The organism is Verrucosispora sp. CNZ293 (assembly GCF_002754655.1).
The window spans coordinates 3,313,089-3,329,984 of the sequence record NZ_PEFR01000001.1; the positions used below are offsets into that span (position 1 = coordinate 3,313,089).

Sequence of the window (16,896 nt, forward strand, 5' to 3'; positions counted from 1 at the left end):
CGGACAGTGAGTCAAAAACGGGATGTCCGGGCTGGTGCACCCCTGACACGATTGAGGTATCGGCGACGATGAGCGCCGCGCCAGCAGACCACGGGGAGCACGAGATGACCACCGACCGAGGTGCAGATCGAACGCGCCGGCCCGGCGATCCGGTCCGCCTGCGTACGCCCGACCAGCCCTCCGTCCTGCCGGACTGGATGCTGGATCCGCCGCCGCCGAGACGCACGCTCGGCGTCCGGATCGCCGAGGGGCTGGCCGCTCTGCCCGGGGCCGGCACGGTCCGGCGGCGCTGGTGGGCCTGGCAGGGACGACAGCGCCTCCGCGACCGGTACCCGAACACCGTGAAGGTCGTCGCCATGCTCGTCTCCTTCGTGGTGAGCCTGGCGCTGGTGCTTCTCGTCTACGCGCTCTACAGCCAGGCCTGATCAGGCGGCGACGCGGACCGCGCCGGTCACCGCCCAGGCACCGCTGCGCAGCCGCAGCAGCAGCCCGACCAGGCGGATCACGGTGAACAGCATCAGCCCGGCCCAGATCCCCCCGAGGCCCAGGTCGAGGGCGTACGCCAACCAGATCGCCGGCAGGAAGCCGCCGAGCGCACCGGCCACCGTGAGGTTGCGCAGGTAGCGGATGTCACCCGCGCCGATCAGCACGCCGTCGAGGGCGAACACCACGCCGGCCAACGGCAGCATCGCGGCGAACCAGGGCCAGGCCACCAGCGCCTGCTCGTGTACCGCCGGATCGGAGCTGAACCAGGTGGGCACCACACCCGCGCCGGCCGCCGCGAGCACGGCGAACGCCGTACCGCAGATCGCCCCGAGCCGGCTGATCCGTCGGGCCAGCGCCCGGGCTGTCGCGTCGTCACCGCCACCGAGCGCCGCTCCGACCAGCGCCTGCGCGGCGATGGCAAGCGCGTCGAGCACCAGCGCCGCGAAGAACCAGAGCTGTACGGCGATCTGGTGGGCACCTACCGTGGCGGCACCGAACCGGGCGGCCACCGCCGTGGCGGACAGGAAGCTGGCCTGGAAGGCAACTCCCCGGACCAGCAGGTCCCGGCTGAGCACCAGTTGCTGGCCGATCACCCGGGGGCGCGGGCGCAGTGCCACCCGCTCGGCCACCAGGGCGGCGGCGAAGAGAGCACCGGAGAGGGTCTGCGCGATCACGTTCGCCACCGCCGAGCCGTTCAGCCCCATGCCGACCGGGTAGACGAGCACCGGGCAGAGCACCGCGGAGAGCAGGTTGGGGCCGACGACGAAGAGCAGCGGCCGGCGGGTGTCCTGCACACCCCGTAGCCAGCCGTTGCCGGCGGCGGCGAGCAGCAGCCCGGGGGCACCGAACGCGGCGATCCGCAGCCACTCCGCTGCGGCGACGCCCACCTCACCGCCGCCGGCCAGGGCCCCCGCCAGGGCGCCACCGCCGAGCTGCATGCCGACCACGACCGCCAGCCCCACGCCAAGGGCCGACCAGGACGCCTGGACACCCTCGGCCACTGCCGCAGCGCGGTCACCGGCACCGAACCGGCGGGCGGCGCGGCCGGTCGTGCCGTAGGCGACGACGGTCCCGATCCAGGCGGTGAGGGTCATCACGGTCCCGCCGACGGCGACCGCCGCCAGCGGCACCCGGCCCAGATGGCCGACGACCGCGGTGTCGACGAGCACGTAGAGAGGTTCGGCGGCGAGCACCACCAGGGCGGGCACGGCGAGCGCGGCGATCCGGCGTGGCGACGCGACCCGCCCGGCGGCGGCTGTGGACTGGCTCATCGCCGCCGATGGTGGCACGTGAGACGTAAGGGGAGCAAGGTCGTAGACCACTTACCCCGGCGAGCGCTCCCTCAGGGCTGCGCCGGTCCACCCCGGCCACCCGGAAGGACGACCGGACCGGCGGTGCCGCCGTACGCGTCGGCGGCTCGGCGTCACCGCCGGTCGGACACCGTCACTGCCGGGTGTCCATGGAGGTCTGGAGTGCGCGACGGGCCTGCTCACGGGCCTCGTCGGTGGTTTCGGGCTTGGGCTTGGCGGCCATGGTGGCTTCCTTCCAGGGCGCGCGTCACCGAGCGCGGCGGCGCGTCACGGGCGGTGCTACGACTGTCGCCCGAAGCCGGTTCCGGGGTCGCCGGGGCGGCGGGTGGGCGGCCTGGTGGCCCGGGTCGGTCGACCCTGAAACGAGGCGGCACCGGGTATGGCTCCGCCCCCTGACCTGCGCCGAAGCGGCGCCGACCGTTTCCCAAGTTATCGTTCAGGTCCACATGGTGCGCGCTGTTCCCGCGATCTGGACAGGTTGGCTCCGGTCACCGCGCCAGGAAGTGCCAGCCGATCCACCACCAGAAGCCGAACAGCCCGATCCGGCCCACCGGCACCGGACCCACCTCGTACCGCATGACGTAACCGCAGAGTTCGCCGAGCGTCGGGATCTTCGAGCCCTCCCGCCGGGCCAGCCACTCGACGAGCCCGAACAACGCCAGCCCGACCAGGAAACCGCCGATCGCCAGGGCCCGCATCATCGCCGCACCAGTCCCCAGAACGCCGACAGCCACACCAACCAGGCCGCCGAACGGACCAGGCGGTCCTCCAGCAGCGGGTCGGCCAGCCGGGAGAAGGTGGGGAAATCGTCACCGGCCGCCGCCACGAAGGTGGCGCCCTCGAAGATCCCGAACACCACCACCGGCAGCGCCCACCAGACCGCGCCGGACCGCAATCGCTCGGGTGCCGGCCGCACCTGCACCCGCTTGGTCAGGCCGAGCCAGATCAGCATCCCGCCGGCCCCGAACACATAGACGTTCGCCTCGGTCGAGAAGGACGGGAAGCGGCCGCCGACAAGTGAGAGGGCGACCAGCACCGGTACGCAGACCACCGGCCGCTCCCAGGTGCGCGGGGCGTCGACGGTGAGATCGTGGGGCTGCTCCATCATCCGATTCTCCCCGTCCTGTCCAGGTGCCGAAACGCCGACGCCCCGGAGCTGACCCTGAAATCACCCCTGCTGGTCGGCACCGCTCTCCGGGGCGTACGCCCGCAACTGGGTCCGGATCCGCTCGATGACCTCGTCCACGGTGCCACGGGCGGTGAACCCGGCGGCCAGCCGGTGGCCACCACCACCGAGCGCGACCGCCACCCGACTCACGTCCGTCCCACCCTTGCTGCGCAGCGAGACAGCCCACACGCCCGGCGCGGTCTGCTTGACCACACAGCTCACGTCGGCCTCGGCGGTGCAGCGCACCGGATCGATGAGTGCCTCGAGCACGTACGGCCGCTGCTCGTGCCGGGCCAGGTCGTCCAGGGTCGCATAGGTCCACACCAGGCCCTGTCCGCCGGCCTCCGCAGGCTCCAGCCGGGCCCGCCCGAGCACCTCACCGAAGAGCCGCACCGCACCGAAGGGCCGACTGTCGAACACCTGCCGGGAGATCTCCCCCGGCCGGATGCCGGTGGCCAGCAGGCGGGCAGCCATCTCGTGCACGGCCGGCGTGGTCGCGTCGAACCGGAACGAGCCGGTGTCGGTGCTCAACGCCACGTACAGGCACTCGGCGATACCGGCGTCCAGCGGTACGCCGAGCCGGGCCAGCAGTTCCTCCGCGACCACCGACGTCGCCGCCGCGTCCGGGTCGACCAGGTTCACGTCGCCGAAACCGCTGTTCGAGGCGTGGTGGTCGAGCACCAGCGCGGTGCCCTTTCCGGCCAGCCGGTCGGCCAGCTCACCGAGCCGCGACTCGCTCGCCGCGTCGAAGCAGATGACCAGGTCCGGCTCGGCCTCCGCCGCCGACTCCGGCACCAGCAGTTCCAGACCGGGCAGGCCGCTCAACGGCTCGGGCACCTCGAGCGGGCCGGGGAAGGTGGCCTGCAACCGGCGCAGGCCGAGCCGCCGCAACCCGAGCGCGAAGCCGAGCATGCTGCCCAGCGCGTCGCCGTCCGGATTGACGTGACAGATCAGCAGCACCCGGCCGTCGGCTGGTAGCTGGCGTACCGCTGCCACCGCGGCGTCCCAGTCGGCCTCGGTGGGGCCGGCGGAGACCGACCCGCCAGCAGCCTGGACCGCCGGTCCGGCGGCACCCGCCCGACCGGACCGGCCGGGGCCGGACTGCCGCAGGACGGCCGGGTCCGAGTCGGTGAGGGCACCACCGGAGGGAGCGGTCACCGCCGTTCCCCGCCCCTGGCCTCGTCGGTCTCGCCCTCGTCGGTGCCCGCCTCGGCGGTCTCGCCCTCGTCGTCCTCGTCCTCGTCCAGCCGGTACGGCTGCGGCTCACCTGCGTACTCGGCCCGAGCGGCGAGGCGCTGCACCTCGGCGTCGGCGTTGCGGGCGGCGGCGAGCAGGTCGTCGATGCGCTTGACCTGATCCTGGACGTCGTCCAGGACGAAGGTCAGCGTCGGCGAGTGCCGCAACCCGAGGGCTTTGCCGACCGTGCTGCGCAGCATGCCCTTGGCGCTGTCCAGCGCGGCTGCGGTGCCCGCCTGGGCCGCCGCGTCGCCGAGCACTGTGTAGAAGACAGTGGCATCGCGCAGGTCGGCCGTGATCCGGGCGTCGGTGATGGTGATCATGCCGAGTCGAGGGTCCTTGATCTGACTCCGCACCACCGACGCGACCAGTTCGCGCACCCGCTCCGCGTGCCGGCGTACCTTGGCCGCATCCGTCATCTCCGCCACCTCCACGGCGTCCCGCTACCGGCCGGGACCGGTGACGCCCACGTCACCGGAGCCCGGACCGGACCCCAACACTCGAACCCTACCCGCGCCGTCCGCCCCGGCGTGCGGGGCGGCGGCCAACGGCTCAGTCGTCGTCGCCGTGCAACCGGCGGCGCACCGACAGCAGTTCGATCTCCGGACGGCTCGCGACCAACCGCTCGCACGAGTCGAGCACCTCGCCGGCGTGTGCCGCCTCGGCGGCCACCACCGCCACTCCTATCTCCGCTCGCCCGTGCAGGTCGAGCGCCCCCACCTCGGCGGCCGACACGTCGAACCGGCGAAGTGCCGCCACGATCGGCCGTACGTACGACCTCTTGGCCTTCAGCGACCGGGAGTCCCCCGGCAGCAGCAGGTCGAATACTGCGGTTGCGGTGTACATCGTCTGGGGACACTACCCGCACCCCACCCCACATGATCAAGGGGTTTACGCCGACCGGCGTAAACCCCTTGATCAGTGCGTCACCGCCGGATCAGGCGCGAACCTTCTCCCGCATCTCGAAGGTCTCGATGATGTCGCCGACCTGGACGTTGTTGTAACCACCCAGGGTCAGACCACACTCGAAGCCCTCGCGGACCTCCGTCGCGTCGTCCTTGAACCGCTTGAGCGAGCTGATCGTGAGGTTGTCCGCCACGACCGTGCCGTCGCGCAGCAGGCGCGCCTTCGCGTTCCGTCGGATGACACCCGACCGGACGATGCACCCGGAGATGTTGCCGATCTTGGACGAGCGGAACACGTCGCGGATCTCCGCGGAGCCGAGCTCGACCTCCTCGTACTCCGGCTTGAGCAGGCCCTTGAGCGCCGCCTCGATCTCCTCGATGGCCTGGTAGATGACGGTGTAGTACCGGATCTCCACGCCCTCGCGGTCGGCCATCTCGCGGACCTTGTTGGAGGCCCGCACGTTGAAGCCGATGATCGTGACCGGCTCGGACGATGCGCTCGCCAGCATGACGTTGCTCTCGGTGATCGCGCCGACACCCCGGTCGAGGACCTTGAGCTGGACCTCCTCGGGGATGTCGAGGTTGAACAGCGCGTCCTCCAGGGCCTCCACCGAACCGGAGACGTCACCCTTGAGGATGAGGTTGAGCGACGTCTTCTCGCCCTCCTTGAGCTGCTCCATGAGCGTCTCAAGAGTGGCCCGACCACGGGAGTTGGCGAATGCCGCCGCCCGCCGCCGCGCCTGCCGCTGCTCGGCGATCTGCCGCACCGTGCGGTCGTCCGCCGCGGCGAGGAAGGTGTCGCCCGCTCCCGGCACCGCGGTCAGGCCGAGGACCATGACCGGACGCGCCGGACCCGCCTCGGTGACCTGGTTGCCGTTCTCGTCGAGCATCGCCCGGACCCGGCCGTGCGCCCCACCGGCGACGATCGAGTCGCCCGCCCGCAGGGTGCCCTTCTGCACCAGCACCGTCGCCACCGCACCACGGCCCTTGTCCAGGTGCGCCTCGATGGCCACACCCTGCGCCGGCCCGTCGATCGGAGCGGTCAGCTCCAGCGACGCGTCGGCGGTGAGCAGCACCGCTTCGAGCAGATCCTCGATGCCGATGCCGGGCTTCGCGGCCACGTTGACGAACATGGTCTCGCCGCCGTACTCCTCGGCGACCAGGCCGTACTCGGTCAGCTGCTGGCGGACCTTGTCCGGGTTCGCCTCCGGCTTGTCGACCTTGTTGACCGCCACCACGATCGGCACCTCGGCCGCCTTGGCGTGGTTCAACGCCTCGATGGTCTGCGGCATGACACCGTCGTCCGCCGCGACCACCAGGATCACGATGTCCGTCACCTGGGCACCACGGGCACGCATGGCGGTGAACGCCTCGTGACCCGGGGTGTCGATGAACGTCACCGCGCGGTCCTCGCCCTCGTGCGGCACGTGGACCTGGTAGGCACCGATGTGCTGGGTGATGCCTCCGGCCTCACCGGCGACGACGTTCGCCTTACGGATCGCGTCGAGCAGCTTGGTCTTACCGTGGTCGACGTGACCCATGACGGTCACCACCGGAGCCCGGCTGACCAGGCGGTCCTCCGCGACCTCGGCGTCGAGGTCGATGTTGAACTGCGCGAGCAGCTCGCGATCCTCGTCCTCCGGGCTGACGATCTGCACGTTGAAGCCGAGGTGCTCACCCAGCAGCAGCAGCGTGTCGTCGGAGCACGACTGGGTCGCCGTGACCATTTCGCCCAGGTTGAACATCTCCTGGACCAGCGAGCCGGGGTTGGCGTTGATCTTGTCGGCGAAGTCCGACAGCGAGGCGCCCCGGGAGAGCCGGACCACCTGCCCCTGACCCCGGGGAGCACCCGAGCTCATGGTCGGAGCCGACAGGTTGTCGAACTCCTGTCTGCGCTGCTTCTTGGACTTGCGGCCACGGGTGGGCTTGCCACCCGGACGCCCGAAGGCACCCGCGGCTCCACCGCCCCGACCACGGCCGCCACCACCTGGGCGACCGCCGCCACCGGCCGGCGCACCCGGGCGGAATCCACCGCCACCGGCGCCACCGCCGGGACCGCCACGGTAGCCACCGCCACCGCCGCCGGCACCACCGCCGGGGCCGCCACGGTAGCCACCGCCACCGCCACCGCCACCGGGGCCGCCACGGTAGCCACCGCCACCGCCGCCGCCACCCGGACGACCGGCGCCCCCACCGGGACGGCCGGCGCCCGGACCACCCGGACGACCTGGCCGCTGGCTCGGCATCGAAGCCGGACTCGGCCGCGGCGGCATCGAGGCCGGGCTGGGCCGCGGCGGCATCGAGGCCGGGCTGGGGCGGGAACCACCGGCACCGGCGGCCGGCGGACGCTGCTGCTGGCTGCCCTGGATACCGAAGGGGTTGTTACCGGCGCCGCGCGCCGGCGGGCGACCCTGCCGGCCACCCGGACCCGGATTTGTCGCACCGGGACGACCCGCGGCCGGGGAACCCGGGCGGGGCGGCATGGCGCCGGGACCGGGCCGAGGACCCGGACGGGCACCACCGTCGGCCGGGGGCTCCCGGCGGACGTTCTCCCGCTGCTGCTGGCGGGCGGCCTGTGCGGCCTTGACCGCGGCCTCCTGCTCAGCCTTCAGCGCGGCGGCACGCGCCTCCGCGGCGGCCACCTCGATGTCGTGAGCGCTCGCCGGCTTGGCGACCGGGGCCGCCGGTGGCGGCGGACCGGGCACCGGGCCCTTCGGCTTCGGCCCGGGCACCGCCGGACGCCGTGGTGGCGTCGGCTTGGCGGTGACCCGAGGCTCGCCGGAGGTCGGCGACGGGGTCGGTGCCGCCGTCGGAGCCGGTGCGGCCGACGGCGCGGCCGACGGGGCACCAGGGCCACCCGAGGCGACGAACGCGCTGCGCAGCCGTCGGGCGACAGGCGCCTCGACAGTGCTCGACGCGGACTTGACGAACTCGCCCATCTCCTTGAGCTTGGCGAGTACGGTCTTGCTTTCGACCCCGAGCTCTTTTGCAAGCTCGTGTACGCGGGCCTTACCTGCCACTGCACTCCTCACTCCGAGGTCGTGCGGGCAGCACCCGCAGCGACCTCACTCGTGCACTTGAAGCCTGATCATTTCTGGGACTTCATCGTGTGCTCATGTCGGTCGTCCTACCTTGCTAGCGGCCCTCGTCCGGCCGGGTGACCGGACGTGGTGGTTGACGCGTCAGGTACTCCGCGAGGGACCCGTCATCCGGGACCCCGGCGAGGCGCAGCGCGCGCCCGAAGGCACGACGCCGCACTGCCTGCGCGAAGCAGGCCGGATCCGGGTGCATGTTCGCTCCCCGACCCGGCAGCCTGCGGGCCGGATCGGGTCGGAGGCTGAAACCAGCCTCGTCGCCAATCGCGACGATCCGCAGTAATTCACTGGCCGGTGCGCGCCGTCGGCAACCCACACAGGTGCGCTCCGGCAGCGCGCGTCGTGCCACTGGTGGAAGTCTACCCCTAGCTACCCGACACCGCTCCGCCCGGTTCCCGGACGTGATCAGCGCCGGACCGCCCAGGGGAGTCGGTCTGCTCGGCATCGGAGCGGATGTCGATCCGCCAACCGGTCAGTCGGGCAGCAAGCCGGGCATTCTGCCCCTCCCGCCCGATCGCGAGCGACAGTTGGAAATCCGGAACCGTAACCCGCGCGGCCCGGTTGGCCAGGTCGACCACCTCGACACGCAGCGCCTTGGCCGGGGAGAGCGCGTTACCGACGAAGGTCGCCGGGTCGTCCGACCAGTCGATGATGTCGATCTTCTCGCCGTGCAGCTCGCTCATCACCGCGCGGACCCGCTGGCCCATCGGGCCGATGCAGGCACCCTTTGCGTTGACTCCGGCGGCGGTGGAGCGCACGGCGATCTTCGTACGGTGACCCGCCTCACGGGCGATCGCGCCGATCTCGACAGTGCCGTCGGCGATCTCCGGCACCTCCAGGGCGAAGAGCTTCTTCACCAGGTTCGGGTGCGTGCGGGACAACGTGATCTGCGGGCCACGCATTCCCTTGGCCACGTGCACCACCACGCACCGGATCCGCTCGCCGTGGGTGTACCGCTCGCCGGGCACCTGCTCCGACTGCGGCAGCACCCCCTCCAGCTTGCCCAGGTCGACGGTGACGATGCCCTTCTCGGCCCGCGCCTCGTGCGCCTGCACCACCCCGGTGACCAGGTCACCGTCGCGGCCGACGTACTCACCGAAGTGCACCTCGTCGGTGGCCTCCCGCAGCCGCTGGAGGATCACCTGCTTGGCGGTCATGGCCGCGATCCGGCCGAAGTCGTGCGGGGTGTCGTCCCACTCCCGCTCCACGGTGCCCTCGGTGTTCAGCTCCTGGGCGTAGACAAGTGCCGCGCCGGTCTTCCTGTCGATCTCCACCCGGGCGTGCGATTCGGCGCCCTCGGTGTGCCGGTACGCGGTCAGTAGCGCGGTCTCGATCGCCGCGAGGATCGTGTCGAACGGGATCTCCCGCTCGCGCTCCAGTGCGCGCAGCGCCGCGAGGTCGATGTTCACCTCTCCTCGTCCTCCACATCGTCATCGTCGTCGACGTCTTCTGATTCGGCCAACTCATCGAGGCGGGTGAACTCGACCTGCACCCGGCCCGGCCCGAGATCGGCGTAGGCCAACTCCGCGCGGTCCGCGTCGGTCTCCAGCACCACCCGCTCGGCGTCGGCGTCGACCACCCGGCCGGTGAGCTGCCGGTCGCCCCCCGGCTGCCCGTCGGGCGCAGCGCCGCGCACGGTCACCCGGACCAGTCGCCCCACGTTGCGGCGCCAGTGTCGGGGCAGCGTCAGCGGGCGGTCCACACCCGGCGAACTGACCTCGAGCTGGTATTCCCCGGCGACGATGTCGCCGCCGCTCTCCTCCGCCGCGTCGAGGGCGGCGGAGACGGCGCGCGACACGTCGGCCACCGCGTCCAGGTTGATGCCGCCATCGGCGTCGACGATCACCCGCACCACGTGCCGGCGGCCGGCTCGGGAGACGGTGAGATCCTCCAGGTCGTAGCCGGCGTCCTGGACCACCGGCGCGATCACCGAGCGCAACCGTTCGCGGCGGGTGGCGAGGTCACCGCGGGAGGGCTGACCCGCGCGTGCAGCCTGGCCACCGCGGGGTCGCCCCGTCGTCCTGGTGGCACGGCCACGCTGCGTCATCCAAAGAACCCTTCCGCTGCTCGCCGACGCCATGCCGGCACGCCACCGGTGCGGACGCGCCGGTGGCTGCGCAGAGCGTAACGCGCCGCCGGGACGACGGCCCGGGCGGCGCACCGACGCCACCGCCGGACGCGGGTCACGGCGATGGTGTTGACTTGTCCGGTGGCGATGGGCATAACGACTCGGCAGGACGAATCGTCCGAGCTTTCCCGACGGGCGGTACTGCGGGCCGGTGCGCTACTGGCCCTCGGCGGGGCCACCGCACCGCTTACCGGCTGCGGCCTGCTCGACCGCGACGAACAGCCGCCGCAGCCCGATCCGCTGGCACCACTGCTGGAGGAGTCGCTGCGGCTGGCCGCGGGTCTGCGGGCCGCCGCGACAGTCCACCCCGACCTGGCCACCCGACTGCTCCCGCTTGCCGAGTCACACGAGGCACACGCCGCGGAACTGGCCCGGCTGACAGGTGTCACGATCGCCTCCGCCACGCCTGCGGCCTCCCCGTCCGGTCCGCTGCCTGTCGATCCTTCCGCCGCGCTGGCCGCCCTGCGGAAGTCCGAACGCGCCGGCCGCGAGTCGGCGATCCGGGCCTGCGCCGACGCCCCCGCCGAGCGCGCCGCCCTGCTCGGCTCGGTCGCCGCCGCACGCGCCACCCACCTGGAGGCGCTGCGATGAGCGAGCGGGGCGAGCGAAGCGGAGTGGCGTCATGAGCGAGACGTTCGAGGCGCTCGCCGGCGCCCTCACCGCCGAGTACGCGGCGATCTGGGCGTACGGCCCCATCGGGGTACGACTCAGCGACGCCGAACGCAAGGCGGCGGTGGCTGCGGAAGCCGCCCACCGGGCCCGCCGGGACGCCCTGGTGATGCAGTTGAGCACCGCCGGTGGCACCGTCCCGCCGGACCGGGCCGGATATGCGCTGCCCTTCCCGGTGACCGACCGGGCCAGCGCGCTGCGCCTCGCCGTGCAGGTGGAGGAACGCACGGCGGCCTTCTGGCGCGCGGCGCTGCCGGTCAGCACCGGCGCCGACCGGGATCGCGCCCTGGCCGCCCTGGTGGAGTACGCGGTGCGGGCGACCCGCTGGCGGCGCAGCGCCGGAATCGCCCCGTTGACAGTGCCGTTTCCGGGCCGCCCGGCGTGAGTCGAACGGCCTGACGCACCGGGCGTAGGCGAGCTCACTCCCGCGCCGGTTGCGGTCGGCATACCAGGTATGCATACTCCGGTCCATGTCCATCCGCCACGGCCTGCTCGCCCTGCTCGAACGCGGGCAGATGTACGGCTACCAGCTCAGGGCCGCCTTCGAGGAGTCGACCGGCTCTACCTGGCCGCTGAACATCGGGCAGGTCTACACCACGCTGTCCCGGCTGGAGCGGGACGGCCTGGTGAGGTCGCTGCCGGAGAGCGAGGCCGGCCAGCGTCCGTACGAGATCACCGACGCCGGGCGGGCGGACCTGGCCCTGTGGTTCGCCACCCCGATCAGCCGTACCGACCGCCCCCGCGACGAGCTGGCGATCAAACTGGCGCTGGCGTTGACCACCCCCGGCGTGGACGTCCGCTCGGTGGTGCAGACGCAACGGACCGCCACCATGCGCACCTTGCAGGAGTTGACCCGGTTGAAGTACTCCAGCGACAGCCCGGCGGATCTGCCGTGGCGGCTGGTGCTGGACGCCATGGTGTTCCAGGCCGAGGCCGAGGTGCGCTGGCTCGACCACTGCGAGAGCAGCCTGGTACGGCACCGCCCCCCGGTCGCCGGCCCAGCGCCCCTCTCCGAGGCGGTGGGCCACAGTGGTGAGGAGGCGCGACGGTGACCACCGCCGGCGGGCGGATGCCGGCCGCCCCCGATCCACGAGCGGCGTCCGATGCCGCGGCGACCTCCGACCCAGCGGTCCCCGGCCCGCCCGGCGACGCCGTGCTGGATCTGCGTGACGTACATCGCACGCACGGCAGCGGTCCGGCTGCGGTACACGCCCTGCGCGGGGTGAGCCTGGCCGTACGCCCCGGCGAACTGGTCGCCGTGATGGGCCCCTCCGGTTCCGGCAAGTCCACCCTGCTCACCCTGGCCGGCGGGCTGGACAGCCCGACCGCCGGTGAGGTGCACGTCGAGGGGCAGCCGCTGCACGCCCTGGATCGGCGCGGACTGGCCCGGCTGCGCCGCCGCCGCATCGGCTACATCTTCCAGAACCTGAACCTCATCGGCAGCCTCACCGCGGCGGAGAACGTCTCCCTCCCCCTCGAACTGGACGGCTCCGGGGTACGCGCGGCTCGTCGGCTGGCGCTCGACGCGTTGACCGAGGTGGGTCTGTCCGAGCTGGGTGACCGGTTCCCCGACCAACTCTCCGGCGGTCAGCAGCAGCGGGTCGCCATCGCGCGGGCGCTTGTCGGGCAGCGGCGGCTCGTGTTGGCCGACGAGCCGACCGGGGCGCTGGACTCACAGACCGGAGAGGCGGTGCTGCGGCTGCTGCGCCGCCGGGTGGACGCCGGGGCGGCCGGGGTGCTGGTGACCCACGAGGCGCGCCACGCCGCCTGGGCGGACCGGGTCGTCTTCCTGCGCGACGGTGTGGCTGTCGACTCGACCGCCCCGCTCGCCAGCGTGGAGGCCCTGCTCAGCGGCAGCGGCCGGTGAGCGGGCGGGCACCCCGGCTGGCCGAGTTGCTCGGCTCGTGGCGGGCCGCGGTGCGTATCGCCCGGCGTGAGGCGAGGCGGGCCCGTGGCCGTACCACCCTGGTGCTGGCGATGATCATCCTGCCGGTGCTGGCGTTGAGCTTCATCGCGGTGAGCGTGGACATGGCCCGGCTGACCCCGACCGAACGGATGGACCGCCGGCTGGGCAGCGCCGACGCGGAACTACAGGTGGTGGGCCGTGCGCCGGTGGAGCAGAGCGCCGACGGCAGCGGCTGGACCTCCGGGAGTGAGGACCAGCCGCTCACGGCGCCGGTCACCGCGGAGTACGTCGCCACGCTGCTCCCCGAGGGCAGCCGGGTGCTGCCGGTACGTCGCTGGGTGCCGTTCAGCGCCTGGCAGGACGACCGGATCCGCGACGACGTCGCCGCGACCGCGATCGACCTGACCGACCCCCTCGGGCACGGCTTCGCCCGGATCCACCGGGGCCGGGCGCCGGGCGCCGCCGACGAGATCGCGGTGAACCTGGCCGCCCGACGCAGCCTCGGTGTCGACCTCGGGGACCGGGTCGCCGCCGGGGACGGCTCCCGCACCTGGATTGTCGTCGGCGTCGCCGAACTACCCGAACAGCTGACCCCGATGGTCGTCCTGCATCCCGCCGGGGCGCCTGCGCAGACCCACCCCGACGAGGTGTTCCTGGTCGACCTGCCCGGCCCGATCACCGACGACATCTTCCGGCACCTCAACCGCAACGGCGTCGTGGTCACCGCCCGGACGCCCGCCCCGTCCGGGGTTCGGCTCCAGCACCTCGCCCCGCCGGAGAGCGGGATGACACTGGAGGAGGTCAGCACCGGCGTACTTGTCGGCGGGCTCGGCCTGCTCGAGGTGGTGCTGCTGGTCGGGCCGGCGTTCGCCGTCGGCGTCCGCCGTCGGCGGCGGGAACTGGCCCTGGTGGCGGTGGCCGGTGGTGACGCCGCCCACCTGCGCCGGGTGGTGCTCGCCGACGGTGTGGTGCTGGGCGGGGTCGGTGCGGTGACCGGGATCACGCTCGGCGTGGCCGCCGCCTTCGCCGGCCGGCCCCTTGTCGAACAGTTCATCTTCCAGCAGCGGTTCGGCGGCTACCGCGTCTGGCCCGCGGCACTTGTCGTGATCGCGCTGGTCGCGGTGCTGGCCGGGGTGCTGGCCGCACTGGCACCGGCGTGGACGGCCGCCCGGCAGGACGTGGTGGCCGGACTCGCCGGACGGCGTACCCCGCCGGTGCACCGCCGCCGGTGGCTGACCATCGGCATCGCGCTGGCCGCCGGCGGGACCGTGGTGGCCGCGATCGGTGCGGTCGTCACCTCGCAGGCGGTCATCCTCGCCGGACTGGTCCTGGGCGAACTGGGGCTGGTGTTCGCCACCCCGACACTCGTGGGACTGCTGGCCCGGCTCGGACGGTTCCTCCCGCTGGCACCCCGGATCGCGGTACGCGACGCCAGCCGCAACCGTGCCTCGGCCGCACCGGCCATCTCCGCCGTGATGGCGGCGGTCGCCGGCAGTGTCGCCCTCGGTCTCTTCCTGGCCAGCGAAGAGGCCCGCGGCGACCAGCAGAACCGGGCACTGCTTCCGGAACACACGGTGCTGGTGACCACCAGCGGGGATCCGATGTCGGACCGCCCGCCCTCCCTCGACGAGATCAGCGGCCCGGCCCGGGAACTGCTCGGCGCCGGCACGATCGCCCCGCTGGTGTCCGCCGGGTGCTCGCCCGACTTCTACACCTGCACGGTCACCGCGACCATACCGCCCGAGCGGGCCTGCCCCTGGCAGCCGTACGAGCCGCTCAGTGCCGCCGACCAGTTGAAGGCCCGCGCCGACCCCCGCTGCCAGCACGTCGACGACACCCCGCACGGCCCGTACCTTCGGGTCGCCGTGGACGACGGCACCGCGCTGCGGCTGCTCACCGGCGTCGCACCGGCCGACGCCGCAGCCGCCACCACCACGCTGCGGTCCGGTGGCGCCGTGGTCACCGACGCCCGTCTCGTGCGGGACGACCGGCTGGATCTCCGGGTCGACCACGGCGATGAGACACGGCCGGCGGACACCGCCACGGTGCCCGGGCACGCACTGCACACCGGGCTCGGCGAGCACTGGCTGCTGCTCTCCCCCGCCGCCGCCGACCGCCTCGGGCTCGTCACCCGGCAGGTCGGCTGGGCACTCGACGTCCCGCAACCACCGGACCAGCAGCGACAGGACGAACTCGACGCCGCACTCCGCTCCGTGGGAATCTCGCTGGAGCGGAACCGGAACTACGACGACGACACCCGCCCACTGCTGCTGTTGCTGGCGGCGGTCTCCGCGGTGGTCACCGTCGGCGCCGCCGGCATCGCCACCGGTCTGGCCGCCGCCGAGGGCCGGGCCGACCTGTCCACCCTCGCCGCGGTCGGTGCCGGCCCGGGCGTACGCCGGTTGCTGTCGCTCTGCCAGGCTGGTCTGATCGCGGTGCTCGGCTCCACGCTGGGCATCGTCGCCGGCCTCGCCTCGGCCCTGATCGTGCTGACCTTCACCAACCAGCGCTACGCCGACCGCTGGCCGATCGAACCGCCCTACCCGCTGGTGATGCCCTGGCTCACCCTCGGCGTGCTGGTCGCGGTGCCACTTGTGGCGATGCTCGGCGCGGCGCTGTTCACCCGCTCCCGGCTACCTGTGGAACGCCGCCTGGACTGACCGGCACCCGGCACCCCAGACTGTGCGGATGTCCGTTCTGGGAAGCCTCACCCGCCGGGTCGGTCGGCACCGCTGGTTCGGCGCCACCATCCGGCTGCTGGTACCTGTCGACCGGGCCGTCGGCCGACTGACCCGGGGTCGGGTGGTCGCCCTCGGGCTCGTACCGTCCCTGGTGATCACCACAACCGGCCGCAGGTCCGGTCTACCGCGCAGCAACCCGCTGCTCTACGTGCCCGACGGGGACTGTTACGTGGTGGTCGGATCGAACTGGGGCCAGGCCCACCAGCCGGCGTGGTCGCTGAACCTGCTCGCCGAACCGAGAGCCGAGGTGGACGTCAAGGGACGCCGGATCCCGGTTCGCGCCGAGGTGGCCACCGGTGCCGAGCGCGACCGACTGTGGCGGCTCCTGGTCGACGAGTGGCCGGCCTACGAGACGTACGTGGAACGAGCCGGCGGCCGGGAGATCCGGATCTTCCGCCTGGTGCCCGACGAACCACGAACATGATCTGACATCACGCCTGACCGTCGCGGGCCGTCGCAGGGCTTAGGGTGTGCGGTGACCGGGACGTCGCTGTCGGCGACGGTGTGGGTGCGCGATCGCGGGGTGGTCGACGTGGACGGTGTTCAGGAACACCGGGACGATCCCCGGTGGAGCGTGGCCGAGCGGGTCGCCGTAGCCATCCGGCGGCGCTTCCCGGCCGACGTGCTCGCGGTCGCGGTCCACGGTCCGTTGGCCCACGGCGACGATGACGGCGGTGGCGACGGCGAGGTGGGGCTGCTGGTGGCCACCTACCGGCCGGGCACCGGACCGCCGCCGGCGACCCGCCGGGTGGACGGCGTGCTCGTCGACCTGACAGTGTTCGCCGCCGAGGAGCGGCTGCGTCAGGCCCGGCAGCTGACCAGCCGGTGGCCACTGACCGCCGACCGGTACGTGACCACGCGGGCGCTGCACGACCCGACCGGATGGCTGGCCACGCTGCGCGACGAGCACCTCGGCCGGCTGGCCCGGGCCCGCCCGGCCGAGTTCACCTCGGCCGCCCGCAGGGCGTGGTACCGGGGCAGCGCCGCACATGCCCGGGCCGCCCGACTGGCCGAGTGGTACGAGACGGACCAGGCTCTGCTGATGCTCGGCGAGGCCCGGCTCTGCGCGGCCACGGTCAGCGGGCTGCTCAGCCGTACCTACTTCCGGGATCCGGGTGACGCGGTGCGGCGGACCGGGCTGGCCGGCGCGGACATGACCGAGGTGGGTGCCGTGCTGGCCCGCCAGTCGGCGGAACTCACCGCCCGGGGCCGCCCCGTCGACGGCACCATCGACGACCTGCTCGACGGCTGA

At 73.0% G+C, this 16,896-nt stretch carries 17 protein-coding genes and 1 pseudogene; 8 read left to right on the forward strand and 10 right to left on the reverse strand.

Annotated features, from left to right (window positions below; all coding sequences use genetic code 11):
* Positions 1 to 104: 104 nt before the first annotated feature.
* Positions 105 to 425, forward strand: a complete 321-nt coding sequence (locus CLT74_RS14965; RefSeq protein WP_099847098.1) for a hypothetical protein — start codon at positions 105 to 107, stop codon at positions 423 to 425.
* On the opposite strand, the gene CLT74_RS14970 is transcribed toward CLT74_RS14965, so the two are convergent.
* From CLT74_RS14970 to rimP, 10 genes and pseudogenes are all read right to left on the reverse strand, one after another.
* Positions 426 to 1,757: an MATE family efflux transporter gene (locus CLT74_RS14970; RefSeq protein ID WP_099847099.1), complete on the reverse strand. Its 1,332-nt coding sequence runs from the start codon at positions 1,755 to 1,757 to the stop codon at positions 426 to 428. It abuts the gene before it with no gap.
* Positions 1,758 to 2,284: 527 nt separating this feature from the next.
* Entirely contained in the window at positions 2,285 to 2,494 is a 210-nt protein-coding gene (locus CLT74_RS14975; protein ID WP_199172386.1) for a DUF6186 family protein, read from the reverse strand.
* Positions 2,494 to 2,901, reverse strand: a complete 408-nt coding sequence (locus tag CLT74_RS14980; RefSeq protein ID WP_099852033.1) for a hypothetical protein — start codon at positions 2,899 to 2,901, stop codon at positions 2,494 to 2,496. The genes CLT74_RS14975 and CLT74_RS14980 overlap by 1 nt, the downstream gene beginning before the upstream one ends.
* Positions 2,902 to 2,964: 63 nt before the next feature.
* Positions 2,965 to 4,074: a DHH family phosphoesterase gene (locus CLT74_RS14985; protein WP_099852036.1), complete on the reverse strand. Its 1,110-nt coding sequence runs from the start codon at positions 4,072 to 4,074 to the stop codon at positions 2,965 to 2,967.
* A gap of 44 nt (positions 4,075 to 4,118) precedes the next feature.
* Positions 4,119 to 4,619 carry a 30S ribosome-binding factor RbfA gene (gene rbfA / locus CLT74_RS14990; RefSeq protein ID WP_099852038.1) on the reverse strand — a complete coding sequence of 167 codons (501 nt, stop codon included), beginning with the start codon at positions 4,617 to 4,619 and terminating at the stop codon, positions 4,119 to 4,121.
* Between the two features lie 133 nt (positions 4,620 to 4,752).
* A complete protein-coding gene (locus CLT74_RS14995) occupies positions 4,753 to 5,046 on the reverse strand; it encodes a DUF503 domain-containing protein (RefSeq protein ID WP_099847101.1) in 294 nt (97 codons plus the stop codon).
* 91 nt (positions 5,047 to 5,137) lie between these two features.
* Positions 5,138 to 8,125: a translation initiation factor IF-2 gene (gene infB / locus CLT74_RS15000; RefSeq protein ID WP_099847102.1), complete on the reverse strand. Its 2,988-nt coding sequence runs from the start codon at positions 8,123 to 8,125 to the stop codon at positions 5,138 to 5,140.
* 93 nt (positions 8,126 to 8,218) lie between these two features.
* Positions 8,219 to 8,549 (reverse strand): annotated as a pseudogene (locus CLT74_RS15005) (YlxR family protein).
* A 16-nt stretch (positions 8,550 to 8,565) separates the two neighbouring features.
* Positions 8,566 to 9,609 carry a transcription termination factor NusA gene (gene nusA, locus CLT74_RS15010; RefSeq protein ID WP_099847103.1) on the reverse strand — a complete coding sequence of 348 codons (1,044 nt, stop codon included), beginning with the start codon at positions 9,607 to 9,609 and terminating at the stop codon, positions 8,566 to 8,568.
* Positions 9,606 to 10,247 (reverse strand): ribosome maturation factor RimP, encoded by a 642-nt coding sequence (gene rimP / locus CLT74_RS15015; RefSeq protein WP_099847104.1) that lies wholly within the window; start codon positions 10,245 to 10,247, stop codon positions 9,606 to 9,608. Before rimP ends, nusA begins: the two co-directional genes overlap by 4 nt.
* Before the next feature lie 168 nt (positions 10,248 to 10,415).
* Between rimP and CLT74_RS15020 the strand changes: the two genes are divergently transcribed.
* From CLT74_RS15020 to CLT74_RS15050, 7 genes are all read left to right on the forward strand, one after another.
* On the forward strand, positions 10,416 to 10,919 hold the full coding sequence (locus tag CLT74_RS15020) for a hypothetical protein (RefSeq protein ID WP_199172387.1): 504 nt from the start codon (positions 10,416 to 10,418) through the stop codon (positions 10,917 to 10,919).
* Between the two features lie 31 nt (positions 10,920 to 10,950).
* On the forward strand, positions 10,951 to 11,382 hold the full coding sequence (locus tag CLT74_RS15025) for a ferritin-like domain-containing protein (RefSeq protein WP_099847105.1): 432 nt from the start codon (positions 10,951 to 10,953) through the stop codon (positions 11,380 to 11,382).
* 85 nt (positions 11,383 to 11,467) lie between these two features.
* Positions 11,468 to 12,049, forward strand: coding sequence for a PadR family transcriptional regulator (locus CLT74_RS15030; RefSeq protein ID WP_099847106.1), 582 nt, complete (start codon positions 11,468 to 11,470; stop codon positions 12,047 to 12,049).
* A complete protein-coding gene (locus tag CLT74_RS15035; protein WP_486582315.1) occupies positions 12,046 to 12,864 on the forward strand; it encodes an ABC transporter ATP-binding protein in 819 nt (272 codons plus the stop codon). Before CLT74_RS15030 ends, CLT74_RS15035 begins: the two co-directional genes overlap by 4 nt.
* The gene (locus CLT74_RS15040; RefSeq protein WP_099847107.1) at positions 12,861 to 15,563 is read left to right on the forward strand and encodes an ABC transporter permease; all 2,703 of its coding nucleotides are present in this window, start codon (positions 12,861 to 12,863) and stop codon (positions 15,561 to 15,563) included. Before CLT74_RS15035 ends, CLT74_RS15040 begins: the two co-directional genes overlap by 4 nt.
* 28 nt (positions 15,564 to 15,591) lie before the next feature.
* Entirely contained in the window at positions 15,592 to 16,068 is a 477-nt protein-coding gene (locus tag CLT74_RS15045; protein ID WP_099847108.1) for a nitroreductase family deazaflavin-dependent oxidoreductase, read from the forward strand.
* Positions 16,069 to 16,176: 108 nt separating this feature from the next.
* Entirely contained in the window at positions 16,177 to 16,896 is a 720-nt protein-coding gene (locus CLT74_RS15050) for a nucleotidyltransferase domain-containing protein (RefSeq protein ID WP_486582733.1), read from the forward strand.